Origin of the sequence: Candidatus Effluviviaceae Genus I sp., assembly GCA_016867725.1 — a bacterium.
Taxonomy (GTDB): domain Bacteria; phylum Joyebacterota; class Joyebacteria; order Joyebacterales; family Joyebacteraceae; genus VGIX01.
The window spans coordinates 16015-33621 of sequence record VGIX01000019.1 but is presented as its reverse complement, the minus strand read 5'-3'; the positions used below and the strand labels follow the sequence as shown (position 1 = coordinate 33621).

The following is a 17607-nucleotide window of genomic DNA, read 5'->3' as shown; positions in this document are numbered from 1 at the left end:
ACGGCGGTCTCGAGCTCCAACCCACGGCGCAGGCGGACACAGGGAGGTGCCTCATGAGAGGAAGAGCGTGGGCGACGGCTGTGTGCATTGGCCTCTGCCTTGCGGCCGTCCAGACGCCGGTCGGCGCAGAGGATGTAGACGCCGGGCCTGCCAAGCAGGGGTGGCTCGGTGTGAGCATCACCGACATCACCGACGAGGTCCGTGGCAAGCACTCCGTTCCGCCGGACGTCACGGGTGTTCTCGTGCTCGAGGTCCACGACGGAAGCCCCGCTGAGAAGGCCGGCATCAAGGAAGGAGACGCCATCACAACAGCGGCCGGCAGAGCGATCGCCGACGTGGCTGCCATGGTCGATGTCGTGAGAGGCACGGCGCCCGGAAGCGACATCGCCATCGTCGTTCTGAGAGATGGGAAGCCGCTGACGCTGAACACGACGGTTGCCGAACGAGAGAAGGCCCGAATCGCAGTGCTTGGGGGCCTCGATGGACTCCAGGCGCTCAAGGCGCTCAAGGAGATCGACCTCGACCTGCCGTGGGTCGACGTCGGCCTGTCGGGAGCGGCGGGACGAGGACGACTCGGCGTGTACATCGACGATCTGAGCGAGGGACTCGCCGAGCACTTCGCTGTCCCCGGAGGCAAGGGTGTCCTCGTCGAAGACGTCGTGAAGGGTGGGCCCGCGGAGAAGGCGGGGATTCGCCCAGGCGATGTGATTCTCAAGATCGGCGACACCCCGGTCGGCAGCACCGCTGAGCTCCGAGACGCCATCGGGAGCATCGGGGCGGGCCAGGAGACGAAGGTCGTCGTCTGGCGCGACCGCAAGAAGATCACGCTGGCCGCGACGATCGAGGAGTCGGAGCACGCCCGAGCCGTGAGGGCGTATGTGAGAGCCGCAGGAGACGGAGAGAAGGTCCGGCAGATCCGCATCATCGAGACCGAGAGGGCGGAGCTCAAGGAGGCCGTCGAGGAGCTGAAGGACGAGATCCGCGAGCTGAAGGACGAGATTCGCAGACTGAAGAAGCAGATCGACTCGGAGTAGGCGTCCCTGCTTGCCGCACAGAGACGACGCCCCCGCCGCCTGGCGGGGGCGTCGCGCTGTCACGCCGCGTCACAGCGCGGCGTCCGGCCGCGCCTCGCGGAAGAGCGCGCGGACTCGGGCTTCGTAGGCCGCTGTCAGCGTCATGCCCCTCCGCGCCATGACGCGTCGCGCAGTGGCGAGTGCCCTGTCGACGTCGTGGAGAACGAACCCGCCCCCTGTGCCCCACGAGAACGCCGGGATGCTCCTGGGCGTCGGTCCGGACGACAGCACACTGCAGAACGCGCCGACGACGGTCCCGGTGCCGAGCTTCGTGCCGATCGCCGTCTTGGAGTGGTCACCGACCACGGCCCCGACGTGCGTGAGCCCGGTGTCCACGAGCTCGCCGCCGATCTCAACGCGCACATCTCCGTAGTTGTTCTTGAGATCGCTCCCGTCGGTCGCAGCCCCGATGTTGACCCAGCTTCCGAGATACGAGTGCCCCAGGAACCCGTCGTGCTGCTTGTTCGTGAACGACTGGAGAACGGACGCCTCTACCTCTCCCCCGACTTTGCACACCGGGCCGATGGAGGTCCCTCCGTAGATCCGCGCGCCGGCCCTCACGACGGACCGCGCGCCGACAGCCGCCGGGCCGATGACGACCGCGTTCGCCATGACGGTCGCTCCCTCGCCGATCACCACGGGGCCCGCGGCGGCGTCGATCACCGCGCCGGGCCCCACCGTCGCTCCTTCGCCGATCGCGACGCGGCCCGGCTCGATGAGGTGAGCCCCCGGGTGCACGAGCCCCTTCACGCCGCACAGCACGCCGCGCAGCTCGGCGTCGGCCGCGATCTCTCCCGCCGTGAGCTCCACGATATCCCAGGGGCGGGAGACCAGGCGAGCCGGGACGTCGACCGCGGCGTCGATGCCGAGCACGGCGACATCACCTCCCGACCGCCCGAACGCTCCGACGCGCCCTCGGACGTCGCGCTCGATCCGGGCGCCGACGGCGGCGTTGCCCGCCCGAAGGACCGCCTCGCCCGACACCGCCTCGGCGGCCGCGAGCAGCCGCTCGTCCGCAAGCGCCCTCCCCGACACGAGGACTGTCGGCCCGTCGCCGAGCCCGTCGATGCCTCGCCGGGGCAACTCCTCGGCGAACACGTCGGCGAGCTCCGCCCTCGGCAGCAGCGCCACGCGCCACCGGGGACGGCGCATCTCCCACTTCTCACGGAGACGGAATACGCCGCATCTCAAGGAGAACATCGGGCGAAGCGACGTAAGCGGTCCGAAGGCGCGGTGCTGACCGTCCTCGAACAACACCACCTGCATGACGACCATCCCCTTTCACCCGCTGGCGGCGCCGCGGCCCCGGGTTGCCGCGTGACTCGGACCTTGCGCCGGCATCACTCCGGCGCAGCCAGCTCGGACCTGAGCTTGAGGTAGCTCTCATAGCGCCCGTGGTCGATGTCCCCAGCGGCCACCGCCTGCTTCACCGCGCAGTCCGGCTCCAGACCGTGGCTGCATGCCTTGAACCTGCACCGGGGGGCGTGCCTGCGGATCTCCGGGAACAGGTCCCCGATGTCCTCTGAACGCACGCGCCACAGCCCGAGCTCACGGAACCCCGGCGTGTCGACGACCATTCCCCCTGCGGAGAGCCGGAAGACGGTGACGCTCGATGTCGTGTGCCTCCCCTTCCCCGTCTTCCGGCTCACCGCCGCTACCCGGATGCCCAGGCCCGGCTCCAGCGCGTTGAGCAGTGAGCTCTTCCCAGCCCCGCTGGGACCGGCGAGAACGGAGAATCTGCCGGTCATGCGCCCGGAAAGCTCTGCGACACCGCTCCCATCCTGCGCGCACGTCAGGACGACCGGGTAGTCCGCCAGCTCGTAGGCTCTCGCCGCGGCGCGCCGCTCGTCGTCCGTCGACAGGTCGATCTTGTTGAGCGCCACGACCGATGAGAGCCCCGCCTCCTCAGCAACAACGAGGAAGCGGTCGATGAGTCTCCGGTTGAGCCGCGGTTCGCCGAAGGACGCGACAACGACGAGCTGGTCCGCGTTCGCGACGACCACCTGTTCGGTCGCGCGCTTCGCGCCCGGGAGGCGTCGCGAGAGCACGGTCGCGCGCGGCAGCACGTCGTTGATGACACCCGTTCCGTCGTCGAGCATCTCGAGACGCACGCGATCGCCCGGAGCGATGGGTTTGTCGCCCTCCGTGAAGGCGATGAAGTGGCGCCCCCTGAGGCTCGACCGGATCACAAGGCCGCTGTCCAGGGCGACCTCCCAGTCGTCCCTGTGGCACGCGACGACGGTTCCCTCGACGTGCTCGCTCATGGTCCGATGCGGTCCCGCACCGCGGTGACGGCAGCGGCACAGGCCGCGGCAGCCCTATCGTATGTGCGACAGCAGCTCAGCGTGGATCCGTCCGTTGCTCGCGACGATGTCGCCGCGCCTGTGGTCCCACGCGCCGCCGCCGAAGTTCGTGACGGCGCCGCCTGCCTCGCGGACGACGAGCCCGCCGGCGGCGACGTCCCATGGCCTGAGCCCGAGCTCCCAGTAGCCGTCCAGACGCCCGCGCGCGACGTACGCGAGATCGAGCGCGGCCGATCCGGCGCGCCGGATCCCCCGCGCGGCGAGCACGACCCTGTTGAGGTTCGCGAGGTTGTTGTCCGTGCGCTCGCTTCTGTCGTACGGGAACCCTGTTGCGACGAGTGAGTCAGCGAGCGCTCCCGCGTCCGACACGCGAAGCGGCCTCCCGTTCAGCGTCGCCCCGCCGCCGGCTTCGGCCGCGAACATCTCGTCGCGCAGGGGGTCATAGACGACGCCCGCCGCCGGCGCGCCGTCCTCTTCCACCCCGATCGCCACGGAGAAGAACGGATACCCGTGCGCGTAGTTGTTCGTGCCGTCGAGCGGATCGACGATCCAGACCCTCCCGGTGCTGCCGGCCTTCGAAGAACCCTCCTCAGCGAGGATGGCGTCTCCCGGGAAGGCGTCGCGGATGGCGCGCACGATGGCGTCCTCGGCGGCCCGGTCCATCGTCGTCACGAGCTCCCGCGGGCTCTTCAGGGCCACGTCCATCGGACGCTCGAAGCCGGCCGCGAGGATTCCCCCCGCCGTGCGCGCCGCCTCGATGGCCGTCGTAAGCGCATCTCCCATGGAGTCGACATGGTAGATGCAGCAGCCGCCCGAATCAACCACCAAGACGGCGCCCGTGTCCCACCTACCGCCTGCCTGCGAGGTCCGGCTTGACCGGGGGAGCTCGTCGGCCTAGAGTTGATGCCAACGCGTTCACTCGCAGGCCGTCGGCCGGCGCCGCCAGCGCCAGCGTCGACGGCCCGCTTTCACGGACAGGCGGCACGGGCCGCCGGGGAGATGAGGACATGCGTTCGATCGCGCGCGCCTTGTGCCTGACGGCTGTCGTCGCGCTGCTCCTGTGCGGGACGGCGGCCGCGTCGGACTTCATCAGGAGGGTCCTGCCGGAGAACGGCCTCACGGTCATCGTCCAGGAGAACCGGTCGGCGCCGGTCGTGAACGTCCGCTGCTACGTCCGCGCCGGGTCCATCCTCGAGGGGAAGTACCTGGGAGCGGGGATCTCTCACTACGTCGAGCACCTCATCGGCGATGAGACGACCACGCGCTCGATGGAACAGATCGAGAAGGAGATCGAGGCGATCGGCGGGGGACACAACGCGTACACGACCAAGGACCACGCCTGCTACTTCATCGAGACGTCGCGCGACAACTTCGACAAGGCCCTCGACCTCCTGGTGGACCAGATGATGAACTCCACGATGCCTCAGGAGGCCGTGGACACCCAGCAGGGCATCATCACGCGCGAGATCAACATGGGCTACGACGAGCCGAGGAGGCGGCTGTACAACCTCTACGGCGAGACCATGTTCCGCGTCCACCCGACGAAGTACCCCGTCATCGGCTACGTGGAGAACTTCCTGCAGCTGACCCGGAACGACGTGCTCGACTACTACTCGCGGATGTACGTGCCCAACAACATGGTGTTCGTGGTCGTCGGCGACGTCGACGCCGAGGAGGCGTACGCGAAGGTCCGCGAGGCGTTCCGGCCGTATCCCCGAAGGCCCATCGAGCTTCCGACGCTCCCCTCGGAGCCGCCGCAGCTGGGGCGGCGCGAGCAGCGCGAGCAGCGCGACCTCGACATGGCGTACGTCCTCATGGGCTACCACACGGTGCCGCTCGCCCATCCCGACCTCTACCCGCTGGACATCCTGTCGTTCGTGCTGTCCGAGGGCAAGAGCTCGAGGCTGCACAGGAGGCTCGTCGAGGAGCTGGGCCTCGTGTACTCCGTCAGCACGTCCTCGCACACTCCGTCCTACGACGCGGGCAGCTTCTCCGTCAGCATGGCCCTCGACCCCGCCAACATCGACGAAGCGGTGCGCGTCGCCGCCGAGGAGATCTACGCGCTCAGGAACAGGAAGGTCACCGGCGAGGAGCTGGCCACGGCGAAGAAGCTCAAGACGGCGGAGTTCTTCTTCGGACGGCAGGACATGGAGAGCATCGCCTCGAGTCTCGGCACGTCGGAGCTGAGCGCGGGGACCCCCGACTTCGATCGGCGGTACGCCGAGCGCATCCAGGGTGTGACCGCCGACCAGATCCAGGCCGCCGTGAGAAGGTACTTCCGCGACGACAACCTCACGGTCGCGGTGCTCGAGCCCGCGCGGGACGCGGCGCCTGAGAGGGCCCGCGCAGCCGACGCCGAGATCGGTGAGCTCAAGGGGTACGTCCTCCCGAACGGGCTCACGCTCCTCGTGAAGGAGAACCGCACGAACCCCATCGTCTCCATCGGGAGCTACACGCTCGCCGGCGCGCGCGTCGAGAGTGATGATACGGCCGGCTCCGCGAACTTCGTCGCGCGCATGCTGCCCCGCGGCACGAAGAAGATGACCGGAGAGCGCATCAGCCGCGAGCTCGACGCGATGGGCGCGTCGCTCTCGTGCAGCGCCAACCACACGAGGATCGAGTGCGACATGACGGTGCTCCGCGAGGACTTCCCGAGGGGACTCGCGATCCTCGCCGACGTCATGCAGAACCCGAGGTTCGATCGCGCCGAGATCGAGAAGGAGCGATCTCTCATCCAGGCGCAGCTCCTCGCCCGGCGCGACGACTGGACCACCGACGCCATGGACAGGATGGTCGCGGAGCTCTTCGCGGGCCACCCGTACGGCCGCTGCCCCGCGGGCACGAGCGAGACGGTGGCGGCGCTCACGCGGGACGACCTCGCCGCCTTCCACGCGTCGCGCGTCACGCCCGGCAACACCGTTCTCACGGTGTTCGGCGACGTGAAGGCGGAGGAGGTGGTCGGCCAGGTGCGGAAGCTGTTCAAGGGCTGGACGCCGTCGAAGCGCACCCTGCCGCCGCCGGTCGCGGCCGACGCGCGCACGGAGCCCGGGCGGCTCACGAGCTATCACAACCGCGCGCAGACGGTGATCTTCATGGGCTACGAGGGCATGCCGTACTCGTCGAAGGACCGCCACGCGATGGACGTGCTGGACGGCATCATCTCCGGCATCAACTACCCCGGCGGCTGGCTGCACACCGACCTTCGGGGCAACTCGCTGGTCTACGTCGTGCACGCGTACAACTGGACCGGGATCGACAGGGGCTACTTCGGCATCTACGCGGCGACGTACGACGAGGCGCTCGAGCAGGTCCTGAACATCATCGACGGGCACGTCGCGCGCATCGCCTCGGCGCCGGTCACGGACGAGGAGCTCGAGCACGCCAAGCAGCTCTGCATCGTGATGAACGAGACGCAGCGGCAGACGAACTCCTCGCAGGCGAGGGACGCGGCGATCAGCGAGCTCTACGGGCTCGGACCGCGCCACAACGAGGACTATCGTGAGAGGATCGGGGCCGTCACGAAGGACGACGTCCTGAGGGTCGCGCAGAGGTACCTCAGAGACCCCGTCACGGTTCTGAGGCGACCGACCCCGCAGGAGGAGAGGATCGAGGAGCATCCGTAGGATCCGGGCCTCGGCGCGAGGCCCTCACGCGATCGAACCATCGTGCGGACGCGGCGACCATCCAGATGGCGCCGCGTCCGCACGTGAGGCCCACGACCGCGCCGCCCAGGACATCGCCCGGGTAGTGCAGTCCGACGCGCACCCTGGAGTAGGCCACGAGCGCTGCGAGCGCGAACGCGAGGAGCGCGAACCGCGGCCACCTCCACGAGAGGACCGTCGCTGCGGCGAACGAGTTCGCGGCGTGCGCCGACGGGAACGAGAACGCCTTGGAGCGCCCGACGAGCAGACGCACCGCGTCCGCGGGAAGCGCGTTCGACGGGCGCACGCGGGCGACGAGCGGCTTGAGCACGCTGCAAGAGAGCTGGTCCGAGAGCGCGACGGCGATGACGAGCATCGCGGCCGCCATCCTGCCCTTCTTCCCTCCCCAGACGACGAGCGCGATCCACAGACCGGCAAGCACCGGGACCCAGTGGTCCTGTGTCGTCACGAAGACCATGACGCGGTCGATCGCCGGATGTCCCGCGGCGCCGTTCGCAAGGCGGAAGAGCGCCGTGTCGAGATCGAGGAGCCTGCCGAACAAGGGGACCTCCCCGCGCGTCACCGGCCGCCGGCGCCGCGCCGTTCCGCCTCGCCCGTCATCGGAACGAACCGCACGGGAAGCACGCTCCGCTCGACGAATCCCGTGTCCGTTCGCGTGATCTCACGAAGCTCCTGGATGACCTCTCCCACCGGGATGACGAGCTTCCCGCCGACGGCGAGCTGGTCGAGGAGCGGTTGCGGCACGTGACCGGGCGCGGCCGTGACGACGATCGCGTCGAACGGCGCGCGGTCGGGCCATCCGCGGTAGCCGTCGCCGCTCCGGACGACGACGTTGCCGTATCCGAGGCGACGAAGCCTCTCGGCCGCCTCCGCCGCGAGCGGCTCGACGATCTCGATCGTGTACACGCTGTCGGCCAGCTCGGCGAGCACCGCCGCCTGGTAGCCGGAGCCCGTGCCGATCTCGAGCGCCCGCTCACCGGGTCCGATGTCGGCCAGCTCGGTCATGAGCGCGACGACGTACGGCTGCGAGATGGTCTGGTCGTGCCCGATCGGGAGCGGGTGGTCCGCGTGAGCTTGTGAGGCGAGATCCTCCGGGACGAAGAGGTGCCTCGGGACGCGCCGCATGGCATCGAGCACGCGAGGGTCCGTCACGCCTCGCGCCTGGATCTGCTGCGAGACCATGCGCGCCCGCGCCGACGCCTGCTGGTCGGCCGGCTCGGGTCGCGAGCTGCCGTCGGCGACCGGCCGGCATCCGACGAGCAGGGCGGCCGCGAGCAGCGCGCAGGCGGCCGTGGTCGGACCGCGTCGCGGCCTCACGGCCGTGCTCCCTCCTTGCCCGACTCGAGGCGCAGTCTCTCCACGCGCGCGCGAACCGCCGCCACGTTGCTCGCCGTCGGCGCGCTCTCGACGTAGCGCTCGAGCGCGCGCAGCTGTTCGCGCTTCATCCCCAGCGCCTCGTAGACGGCCGCCACGCTGAAGTAGGCATCCGCGTAGCTCGGATCGATCTCGAGGGCCCTCTCGAGCTCGCCCCTGGCCTCGTCGATCCTCCTGAGCCTCAGGAGCGCAGCACCAAGGAAGTAGCGAGGCTGTGCGAAGTCGGGGCCAGCCTCGATGGAGGCGAGCAGATACGGCATCGACTCCTCGGCACGGTTGTTCGCCAGAAGCTCCGCGCCCATCCTGCAGAGAAGTCTGCTTACGGCCTCCGCGACCACGGGATCGTCCGGGCTCTCCGAGGCCGCGGCGCGGTATGCGGCGTACTCGTCCTCGGTCCTCCCTGCCTCGGCCGCCGCCAGACCGATCGCCACGAGCCTCCGCGCCGACGCCCTCCGCGTCACGGCGTCCGCGATCGCCCCCGCCTCGCCCTGCGGCAGCCCAGCGAGAAGAGCCCCGGGATCGATCCTGAACGCGTCGAGCGCCTCGAGCTGCTCCCCCTTCCACTGCCTGTACATGTTGCGCGGCGTCGAGAACTCGAGCTGAAGTCCGTCGTCGGTGTGAAGCGGCCCGGCGCCGGCGTACCGCACCAGGGCCTCCCCGCCGGTCACGAAGAGCCCCGACCAGTCAGCGACCGTCCGGACGCGGATGGACGCGAGGTCGTCACCGATCAGCGGATCGGCGAGCCTCCGTGCGACGGTCCCGTGGTCCACGAGCGCCGGCCTTCCGACCGTGCCGACGAACATGTAGTCGACGGCCGGGTCGATCTCCCAGAGCGTGGCGTGCTCGAACACCGAGGCGAACGTCCGCGCCATCATGCGGAACTCGCCGGGCGACATGTTGTACGCCTGGAACCAGATCCCGACGACGCCCCCCGGCGCCGTCCTCGCCTTCGCAAGCTCGAGGAACTCGCGGGTGAGCAGGTTCGAAACGCCCGAGACCCACGGGTTGGGCGGCTCGGAGATGATGACGTCGTAGACGCGGTCCGTGAACGCAACGTGATTGCGGCCGTCCTCGATGATGACGGACACGCGCGGATCGTCGAGGCAGTGACGGTTCGCCTCGGCGAAGAAGGTCCTCGCGACCTCCACCATCGCCGGCGCGATCTCGACGCAATCGATGCGCTCGACGGGGTATGTCGCCACGGACCCCACCGTGACCCCGCTCGCGAGACCGATGACGAGCGCGCTCTTCGGATCCGGGTGCAGCATCATCGGAACGTGCCCCAGGAGCCGCTGCGTCTTCATGTCCGGGCCGGTCGAGGCCTCGGTCTTCCCGTTGGCCTGAAGGAAGAGCTCGTTCCTCACGCGGCGCACGGTCACGGTCGTCGCGACGCCCTCCTTGTGGTACAGGATCTCACCGGAGTGCCGGAGCACGTCCTCCCTCGACATGTTCCACGCCTGCGCCTGCCGCGCGTACATGTCGGCATAGAGGTACGCCCCGCTCGACATGATGACCGGGTCCCACCGCGGAACCCGAGGAAGGAAGAGCACGAGCGTGAGGATCGCGGCCGCCGGGGCCGCGAGCTTCCTGAAGCGCGACGCCGAGGGGCTGGCGAGCGCGAGCGCCGAGCCGAGCGCGACGTTCACCACGACGGCGACCGCGATGGACCGCTGGATCCCGATCCACGGGATGAGCACGAACCCTCCCGCGAACGACCCTGCGATCGCCCCGAGCGTGTTCGACGCGTACGCGCTCCCGACCGAGCGCCCCACCGTCTCCACGCGCTTCGTGAAGAGCTTGACGACCGTCGGGAAGACGCCCCCGAGGAGCACCGTCGGAGCGAGGACGAGGAGGAAGACGATGAGGAACTCGACCGCCATCAGGAGCGGGAACGAACCGGAGTAGTCCTCGATGACGGCGATCATCGCGATCGGGAGCCTGCCCAGGATCGGAACGACGCCGAGCGCGGCCGCTCCGACGCCGATCTCGATCCAGCCGAAGAGCAGGAGGAGGTCTCTGTTCCGGTCAACGAGCCGCGCGAAGACCGCGGCGCCGATGGTGAGCCCGAGGACGTACGCCGTGAGCGTGATGCTCACCGCGTACACGGACGATCCGAGGACGAGCGAGAGCGTGCGCATCCACGCCACCTGATACACCATCGCCGCGAAGCCCGAGAGCGCGAAGGCGGCGAGCACGAAGGCCAGCACGCGGTCCGAGTGGACCGCGTGCCCGTGGGCCGGCTGGCGCGCTTCGACCTTCACGATCTTCGCCGCCCTCTCGCCGCCCTTCGGCTTCGGCGCCCGCCGCTCGCGCGCGCCGCCACCCCGGTGATGGAGCGCGACGGCCGCGACGGCGATGACGATGTTGGCGACGGCGGCCGAGAGGATCGTGCCCCACATCCCGAGCAGCGGCATGAGCACGAATCCGGCGCCGAACGCCCCCACGACGGCGCCGAGCGAGTTCACCGCGTAGAGCTGCCCGACGGTCTCGCCGAGGCTGTCGTAGCGCTTCGTGAGGTGGCGCGACAGGACCGGCAGCGTCGCGCCCATGAGGGTCGTGGGCACGATGAGCACGAGGCCGGAGACGAGAAACCGCACGGCGCTCCACGAGTGCGCCAGACCCGCGAGGTTCTGGTAGGCCGCGCGGTAGAGCGGCATGGTCGCGGCGATGATGGCCGGGACGAGGAGGCAGTAGATGCCGATGGCGCCCTGAAGCAGGCCGTAGATGCGCAGGGTGTCGCTCCGCCTGTCGACGAACCTGCCCGCGAGGAAGCTCCCGAGCGCAAGGCCCGCCATGTAGACGGTGAGCACGGTCGTGATGGAGTACACCGACGCGCCCATGACGCGCTCGAGGAGGCGCGCCCACACAACCTCGTAGATGAGCCCGGCGACGCCGGACAGGAAGAAGAAGACGAGGATGAGGCGCTTCGGCACGGGGGTCCGCTGCATGTCCGATCTCCTGTCCTCGTGGTGCGAAGACCGCGCTCAAGGGGTGCCCTATCGTACGCCGTCGCCCGTGCGGGCGTCAACAGCGCGGCCCGGAGCCCGCGGACGGCGTCCCCATCCGAGCGGGAAAGCGGCGGGGCCCCCGCGGCATCCGCGGGGGCCCCGCACGCAGACATCGGCAGACGGGCGCTCTGCTACTTCACGAGGATCATCTTCCGCGCGAGCTCCTCCCCGTCCGCGACGAGCCTGTAGAAGTAGATGCCCGACGAGGCGCGTTCGCCCGCGTACGTGAGCCCGTCCCAGACGGCCGTGTAGCGGTTGGGCGCGAGCGTCTGGTCCACGACGGTCCTCACGAACCTGCCCGCGACGTCGTAGATGCTGAGCACTACCCGGGCCTCCGCCGGGACCGAGTAGTTGATGCTCGTGACCGGGTTGAACGGGTTCGGGACGTTCTGCGCCAGCGAGAGCGCGCGCGGCGGTCCGTCCGGCACCTGCGCGTCCGACGTGACGGAGAAGTCGGCGCCGGAGTCGTCGTGCCACGCGAGCCCCGCGGCGTCGCGGGCGATGACGCGGACGCGGGATGTGGCGCTCGATCCCTCGGGCACGGTCCACGAGAAGGACCCGTCGTTGGCCTCCTCGGCGGCCACCGTGTCCGGGAAGGTCGCGCCGCTGTCCCACGAGCGCAGGATGTCCACGGAGACCACGCCCACGTTGTCGGTCGCCGTCCAGGTGATCACGCACTCCTCGCCCGAGGTCAGCTCCTCGCCGCCCGCCGGATGCGTGAGCGCCACGCTCGGCTGCTCGGTGTCCGGCCACTCGTCCACGATCCACTCGAGCGCGCGCCTGAGGATGGTGTCCTGCATCGCGGTCGTCGTGACGCCCTCCAGTCCGAACGCAAGATGCACGATGCGATGATCTCCCGCGTACTTGAGCGCGCCCTGGGCGCCGGGGCCGTACTCGAACACCGCGCTGGCCCCCGCCCGCGGCTCGATCTCGCTCGGGTAGAACTGGTTCCTCGCGCTCCCGGCGCCGTTCAGCGTGAACGAGAGCCCGTTCCCGATCGGACAGCCCGCGACGCCCGTGAGGCTTCTGTACCCCGAGTCGTCCTCGATGTAGTCGGCGTGCAGGTAGTCGTTGTAGAAGGCGATCTTGGCCGGGTCGTTCTGGTAGTTAAGATACCAGCCGATGTCCTCGCCCGAGAAGACGATGCGCCCGCCCGCGTCCAGATGCTGCGAGATGGCGCTCCGGTTGGCGCTTCCGAGGCCGCCTCCCCATCCGGTGTCCCAGATCGTCACGATGTATCGCTCGAGCTCCGAGAGCGGGACGTCGCCGTCGAAGTCCTCCGACCACATCTCGTACGCGTACCCGTTCCGGTCCAGGGCCGCCTCGAACCACCGCTGCGTGCCCTCGCCTGCGTCATCGTCCACAAGCAGGATGGGACAGGGCCCGAGCTTGACCCCGAAGGTGTCGGCTGCCGCGTAGCCGCCGTCCGCGGTGATGGTGAGTACGAACTCGGCGACGGCGCCGGCCGGGGCGAACTGGTCGACCGCCATGACGAACGCCGGGGAGCCCTGAGCCGTCTGCGCGGGAGCCATGCTTCCATACGACGCGTCCGACTGAAGCACCGACGCGTGGGAGGTGATCGACGACAGCGTTGCCTGAACGCCCGTGCGCTGCGGCGCGAGGACGTCGTTCCGAAGCGTCACGGCCAGTACGATCTCCTCGCCAGGATCCGCGCGCCCGTCGCCGTCGCCGGAGCCGTCGTCAACGGAGTGGCCGGCGTACACGACCTGGTTGCCCTCGTAGTAGATCGGGAGCTGCGTGCACGTTCCGACGTTGCAGCTTCCGTACTTGATCCAGAAGTAGCCGCCCAGGCTCCCCCACCAGTCACCCCAGCTGTTCTTGCACAGCCACGCGCCCTGGCCGCCGCACATCGAGTCGTCCCAGCCCACGATGAGGACGGCGTGGTTGATGGGATCGGTGCCCGGGTTCTCGTAGCAGCCGGAGCCATAGGAATAGAAGTCGCCGTAGACGCGGAACGTCGTGGCCACGGGGGCCGTGAGGATGGCCGTCTTGATGGCGTCGACGTCGTTCGGCACGTCGATCCACTCCCGTACCGTCGCGTACTTCGTGCAGGAGGCGTCCGCGCAGGGGACGCCGTGGCTCGCCTGATAGGGCATGCAGGACTCGAGCGCGGCTCCGTGCTCCCGGAAGTACTCCCACGCCCACGAGTACCACCCGCCGTTGCAGCCGGTCCCAGGCGTCGCGCACGAGAGAACCTGCTGCTCGGAGAGGTCGTACGCGGTGCCTTCGTTGAGAAGGACCTGCGACTCGATCGCCGCCACGCCCGCGAAGTCCCAGCAGCTTCCGCAGCCGCCCTGGTTCTTCACCGGGGTGACGCCGCCGAGCGCCCTCCAGTCGAAGCTCGCGGGAAGGTCCCGCGCGATCGGGAAGCTCGAGCGGTCGAGCCGCGCGAAGCGCCTCTCCACCTCGAGCGGCACGCGCGCGCCGAGGAGCGCCTGCGCCTCCTCCTCGGAGAGATCGGTGGTCCAGTTGCGCCGCGCGGTCCAATGGCGTCCGCTCTCGTCGATCCCGCGCTGGAGCGCCTCGATCTCGGGATCCGGCGCGACCGGGCGCGCTTCCTTGGCCATGGAGGTCGGCACGGCGGTGACGACGAGCGCGAGGGCGACGCCAGGCGCGCACAGGGTGAGCAGGGGACGCATCATGTCTCCTCTGTGGGTTCGGGCCCTCACGAGGGCCTCCGCTGCGGCGTTCTTGACTACACTTCTAATCATAGCGCAAGCCGAGCGTCCTGTCCAGACGGTCGAGGCTCCGGTACTGGACGGCCTCGCCGACGTGCTCGGGGCCGATCGCGTCGCTGTCCGCGAGGTCGGCGATGGTCCGCGCGATCCGAAGCACCTTGTGGTACGCGCGAGCCGAGAGCCCGAGCTTGCGCACTGCCGCTTCGACGGTCGAGCGCGCGGTCGGTGAGAGAACGAGCGCCCTCCTCAGCACGGCGGCCCCGAGACGCGCGTTCACGGCCCCCTCGTTGGCGGCCCGCGACGCCTGCCTCGCCCGGGCGCGGGACACCCGCTCGCGCACCGCGACGGCGGGCTCCGGAACGCTGCCGTCCTCGAGCTCCTCGAAGGTCGGCGGAACGACGTGCACGTGAATGTCGATGCGGTCCATGAGCGGGCCCGACACCCGAGCGACGTATCGCTGCACGACCGATGGCGCGCAGCGGCACGTCTTCTTCGGATGCCCGAGGTTGCCGCACGGGCACGCGTTCATGCTCGCGACCAGCATAAACCGCGCCGGGAAGGACGTTGCGGTCATCGACCGCGTGACCGTCACCTCCCCTTCCTCCATCGGCTGGCGCAGCGCCTCGAGCGCGTTGCGCCTGAACTCGGGCAGCTCGTCGAGGAACAGGACGCCGCCGTGAGCGAGGCTCACTTCGCCGGGACGCGGGACGCGCCCGCCTCCGACGAGCCCCGCGTCTGAGATCGTGTGGTGCGGCGCACGGAACGGCCGCGTGCGCATGAGGCCCGAGCGAACGGGCAGGAGACCGGCGACGCTGTGGATCATCGTGGCGGTGAGCGCCTCGTCCCGCGTGAGCGGCGGGAGGACGGCGGGCAGCCTGCGGGCGAGCATCGTCTTCCCGATGCCCGGCGGTCCGATCATGAGGAGGTTGTGCCCGCCGGCCGCGGCGACCTCGAGGGCTCGCTTGACGGCGGCCTGCCCGCGGACGTCCGACACATCCCCGACGGAAGGGGGCTCGGCGTCGGGCGGATCGTCCGGCAGCGGATCCGGCTCGCCCCCCAGGAGGATCCGAGCGGCGGCGGCGAGGCTCGCAGCGGGAAGCACGCGGACCGCCGCCGCGGCGGCCTCCCGGGCATTCGCGGGCGGCACGATGACGCCCCACAGCCCAGCGCGCTCCGCGGCGACGGCGATCGGGAGGACGCCGCTCAGGGAGCGCGTGGACCCGTCGAGCGCGAGTTCGCCGGCGATGGCGACGCGCGGGAGCAGGTCCGCCGGGATCTGACCCGTCGCGGCGAGAATGCCTGCCGCGACGGGCAGATCGAACCCGGCGCCCTCCTTGCGCACGTCCGCGGGCGCGAGGTTCACGGTGATGCGCTCCATGGGAAACGAGAAGCCCGAGTTCCTGATGGCCGAGACGACGCGGTCGCGCCCTTCCCGCACCGCGCTGTCGCCCAGGCCCACGGTCGCGAACGACGGGAGCCCGTGGCTCACGTCGGCCTCGACGCGCACGATGTACCCCTCGATCCCCGACACCCCGCCGCTCAGCACCGTCGCAAGCATGACAACCTCCTCCCGACCCCTGCCCCACCCCTGCGCGGTCGCGCCGAGCCCCGCATCCCGCGCTCTGGGCATCTCTCACCAGTTCAGCCCGAACGCGCCGGGGATGTGAAGCACGCGGAGCGCGAGCCCCCCGGGCTCAATCGTCACCTCGACGACGTCGAACCGGCACGCGGGCGAGCCCAGCCGCCGCTCCGCGAGAAACCCCTGCGCGGCGAAGACGATGTGCCGCACCTTGCGCGCGTCGACGGCCTCCCGAGGGAGCCCGCGCGCGGCCGTGCGCCTGAACTTCACCTCGACGAACAGGATGCGTCCGCCCGCACGGGCGACGATGTCCAGCTCCTTGCCGCGGAACACGTACCCGCGGGCCAGCACCTCGTGCCCCGTGAGCCTGAGATACGAGGCGGCGATGTCCTCGGCGAGCGCGCCGAGCTCGCGCGTGTGCATGGGAGGCCTTTCAGGGGCGGGGTCGTGGGCGCGGCGGCGAGCCGCGGGGGCGTCGATAGCGGGCGCGCCGCGCGGGCTTCAGCCGCGTGGGCGTGGCCGCGTCAGCGCTTCGGGGAAACGCCCGCGCTCACGCGCCGCTGGGCGCGGGTGTAGATGCCTCGAAGCCTCGAGAGCTCGTGGGGGGGGATCGAGTCCTTCACGCGCGCGATCTCGGCGCCGATCCGATCGAGCGCGGCGCGCGAGTCCGCGCTCAGAAGCCGTGAGCGATACCCGATGAAGGAGACGGACCAGCCTCCCGACGCTTCCATCACGAGGCCGAAGGAACGCCGGTGGATCTCGCAGGGCCCCAGCCGGGCCAGCGCGGCGACGTGTTCGCTCGTGCCGTAGCCCTTGTGCTGCGCGAAGCCGTAGCCGGGGTACGTCGCGTCGAGATCCGCCATGAGGCGGTCCCTCGTGACCTTCGCGACGACGGACGCGGCGGCGATCGCGGCCGACCGCTCGTCGCCGCGCGGGATGGCGGTGCGCGGGACGTCCATCTCCGGCAGCGACGTCCCGTCCACGATGACGTGGTCCGGGCGCACGGCCAGAGCGGCCACGGCATCGCGCATTGCCGAGAGCGTCGCGCTCAGGATGTTCGTCTCGTCGATGACCTTCTCGGATGCGCTCCCGACCCCCACGGCCGTGGCCTCAAGAGCGATGCGGGCGAAGAGCTCCTCGCGTTTCGCCGGGGTGAGCTTCTTGGAGTCGTCGAGTCCGGGGAGATCCGCGTTCTCGGGGAGGACGACGGCCGCCGCGACGACGGGGCCCGCGAGCGGGCCGCGGCCCGCCTCGTCCACGCCGGCAACGTGCCGCGCGCCGGCCGCCCAGAGCGCCGCCTCGTCGAGCCGGAGCGCGGCCAGGCGCTCCCGCTCGGCGCGGGCCCGCGCTGCCTGTCTTGCGATCTGCGCTAGGAGGTCTGCGACTCCCCTGCGGGGGTCGGACGCGAGCGCGTCCCAGAGCTCGTCGCCGGGCTCCGGTCGAGCGCCGGCCACGAGCTCCTTCACTTGAGCCAGGCTGAGGTCCTCAATGCCTGGAATCGCTCGTGCACTCCCAATGGGGCGGGGCTACTCGATGTCCTTCGACTTCGTCTTGGCCGCCTTGCCCGTCCTGCTCCGGAGGTACGTGAGCTTCGCGCGTCTCGCCCGACCGCGGCGAGTGACGGCGATGCTCTGCACGTTCGGGGCGCTCACGGGGAAGATCCTCTCCACCCCCACACCCGACGCGACCCTGCGCACCGTGAACGTCTCGTTGGGCCCATTGCCCTGCCGCGCAAGCACCGTTCCCTCGAACGCCTGGGTGCGCTCCTTGTCGCCCTCCGTGATGCGGACGTGCACCCTGACGGTGTCGCCGACCCGGAACTCCGGCACTTCCGCTTTCGTGTGCTTCTGCTCGATGGCCTTCACCTTCGCGTTCATCGTCTCTCCCTGAGCCCTCGGGGCTCTGCGCG

Annotated in this window: 13 protein-coding genes; 2 read left to right on the top strand and 11 right to left on the bottom strand. The window is 70.1% G+C overall.

Annotated features, from left to right (window positions below; translation table 11 throughout):
* The first annotated feature begins 53 nt into the window (after window positions 1–53).
* Window positions 54–1034, top strand: a complete 981-nt coding sequence (locus FJY74_05870) for a PDZ domain-containing protein (protein ID MBM3307835.1) — start codon at window positions 54–56, stop codon at window positions 1032–1034.
* A 69-nt stretch (window positions 1035–1103) separates the two neighbouring features.
* Here the strand turns inward: FJY74_05870 and FJY74_05865 are convergent, their stop codons facing one another.
* The 3 genes from FJY74_05865 to FJY74_05855 form a co-directional block, all read right to left on the bottom strand.
* Window positions 1104–2339: a transferase gene (locus FJY74_05865; protein MBM3307834.1), complete on the bottom strand. Its 1236-nt coding sequence runs from the start codon at window positions 2337–2339 to the stop codon at window positions 1104–1106.
* 74 nt (window positions 2340–2413) lie between these two features.
* On the bottom strand, window positions 2414–3337 hold the full coding sequence (gene rsgA / locus FJY74_05860; protein ID MBM3307833.1) for a ribosome small subunit-dependent GTPase A: 924 nt from the start codon (window positions 3335–3337) through the stop codon (window positions 2414–2416).
* A gap of 54 nt (window positions 3338–3391) precedes the next feature.
* Entirely contained in the window at window positions 3392–4159 is a 768-nt protein-coding gene (locus FJY74_05855) for an inositol monophosphatase (GenBank protein ID MBM3307832.1), read from the bottom strand.
* Window positions 4160–4383: 224 nt separating this feature from the next.
* Between FJY74_05855 and FJY74_05850 the strand changes: the two genes are divergently transcribed.
* Window positions 4384–6999, top strand: a complete 2616-nt coding sequence (locus FJY74_05850; GenBank protein MBM3307831.1) for an insulinase family protein — start codon at window positions 4384–4386, stop codon at window positions 6997–6999.
* Here the strand turns inward: FJY74_05850 and FJY74_05845 are convergent.
* The 8 genes from FJY74_05845 to rplS form a co-directional block, all read right to left on the bottom strand.
* Window positions 6944–7579 (bottom strand): phosphatase PAP2 family protein, encoded by a 636-nt coding sequence (locus FJY74_05845; protein ID MBM3307830.1) that lies wholly within the window; start codon window positions 7577–7579, stop codon window positions 6944–6946. The genes FJY74_05850 and FJY74_05845 overlap by 56 nt on opposite strands.
* Before the next feature lie 17 nt (window positions 7580–7596).
* The gene (locus FJY74_05840) at window positions 7597–8220 is read right to left on the bottom strand and encodes a protein-L-isoaspartate(D-aspartate) O-methyltransferase (GenBank protein ID MBM3307829.1); all 624 of its coding nucleotides are present in this window, start codon (window positions 8218–8220) and stop codon (window positions 7597–7599) included.
* A gap of 131 nt (window positions 8221–8351) precedes the next feature.
* Window positions 8352–11360, bottom strand: a complete 3009-nt coding sequence (locus FJY74_05835) for a fused MFS/spermidine synthase (GenBank protein MBM3307828.1) — start codon at window positions 11358–11360, stop codon at window positions 8352–8354.
* A gap of 191 nt (window positions 11361–11551) precedes the next feature.
* Window positions 11552–14080: a T9SS type A sorting domain-containing protein gene (locus tag FJY74_05830; GenBank protein MBM3307827.1), complete on the bottom strand. Its 2529-nt coding sequence runs from the start codon at window positions 14078–14080 to the stop codon at window positions 11552–11554.
* Between the two features lie 64 nt (window positions 14081–14144).
* A complete protein-coding gene (locus FJY74_05825) occupies window positions 14145–15677 on the bottom strand; it encodes a YifB family Mg chelatase-like AAA ATPase (protein MBM3307826.1) in 1533 nt (510 codons plus the stop codon).
* A gap of 75 nt (window positions 15678–15752) precedes the next feature.
* Window positions 15753–16121: a YraN family protein gene (locus tag FJY74_05820; GenBank protein MBM3307825.1), complete on the bottom strand. Its 369-nt coding sequence runs from the start codon at window positions 16119–16121 to the stop codon at window positions 15753–15755.
* 101 nt (window positions 16122–16222) lie between these two features.
* Window positions 16223–17197, bottom strand: coding sequence for a ribonuclease HII (locus FJY74_05815; GenBank protein ID MBM3307824.1), 975 nt, complete (start codon window positions 17195–17197; stop codon window positions 16223–16225).
* A 27-nt stretch (window positions 17198–17224) separates the two neighbouring features.
* Window positions 17225–17575 carry a 50S ribosomal protein L19 gene (gene rplS / locus FJY74_05810; protein MBM3307823.1) on the bottom strand — a complete coding sequence of 117 codons (351 nt, stop codon included), beginning with the start codon at window positions 17573–17575 and terminating at the stop codon, window positions 17225–17227.
* Window positions 17576–17607 lie beyond the last annotated feature (32 nt).

What these genes read in the sequence shown, in the direction of transcription:
- FJY74_05870 (MBM3307835.1), top strand. Translation starts at nt 54, where the DNA reads ATGAGAGGAAGAGCGTGGGCGACGGCTGTGTGCATTGGCCTCTGCCTT.
- FJY74_05865 (MBM3307834.1), bottom strand. Translation starts at nt 2,339, where the DNA reads ATGCAGGTGGTGTTGTTCGAGGACGGTCAGCACCGCGCCTTCGGACCG.
- rsgA (MBM3307833.1), bottom strand. Translation starts at nt 3,337, where the DNA reads ATGAGCGAGCACGTCGAGGGAACCGTCGTCGCGTGCCACAGGGACGAC.
- FJY74_05855 (MBM3307832.1), bottom strand. Translation starts at nt 4,159, where the DNA reads ATGGGAGATGCGCTTACGACGGCCATCGAGGCGGCGCGCACGGCGGGG.
- FJY74_05850 (MBM3307831.1), top strand. Translation starts at nt 4,384, where the DNA reads ATGCGTTCGATCGCGCGCGCCTTGTGCCTGACGGCTGTCGTCGCGCTG.
- FJY74_05840 (MBM3307829.1), bottom strand. Translation starts at nt 8,220, where the DNA reads ATGGTCTCGCAGCAGATCCAGGCGCGAGGCGTGACGGACCCTCGCGTG.
- FJY74_05835 (MBM3307828.1), bottom strand. Translation starts at nt 11,360, where the DNA reads ATGCAGCGGACCCCCGTGCCGAAGCGCCTCATCCTCGTCTTCTTCTTC.
- FJY74_05830 (MBM3307827.1), bottom strand. Translation starts at nt 14,080, where the DNA reads ATGCGTCCCCTGCTCACCCTGTGCGCGCCTGGCGTCGCCCTCGCGCTC.
- FJY74_05825 (MBM3307826.1), bottom strand. Translation starts at nt 15,677, where the DNA reads ATGCTTGCGACGGTGCTGAGCGGCGGGGTGTCGGGGATCGAGGGGTAC.
- FJY74_05820 (MBM3307825.1), bottom strand. Translation starts at nt 16,121, where the DNA reads ATGCACACGCGCGAGCTCGGCGCGCTCGCCGAGGACATCGCCGCCTCG.
- rplS (MBM3307823.1), bottom strand. Translation starts at nt 17,575, where the DNA reads ATGAACGCGAAGGTGAAGGCCATCGAGCAGAAGCACACGAAAGCGGAA.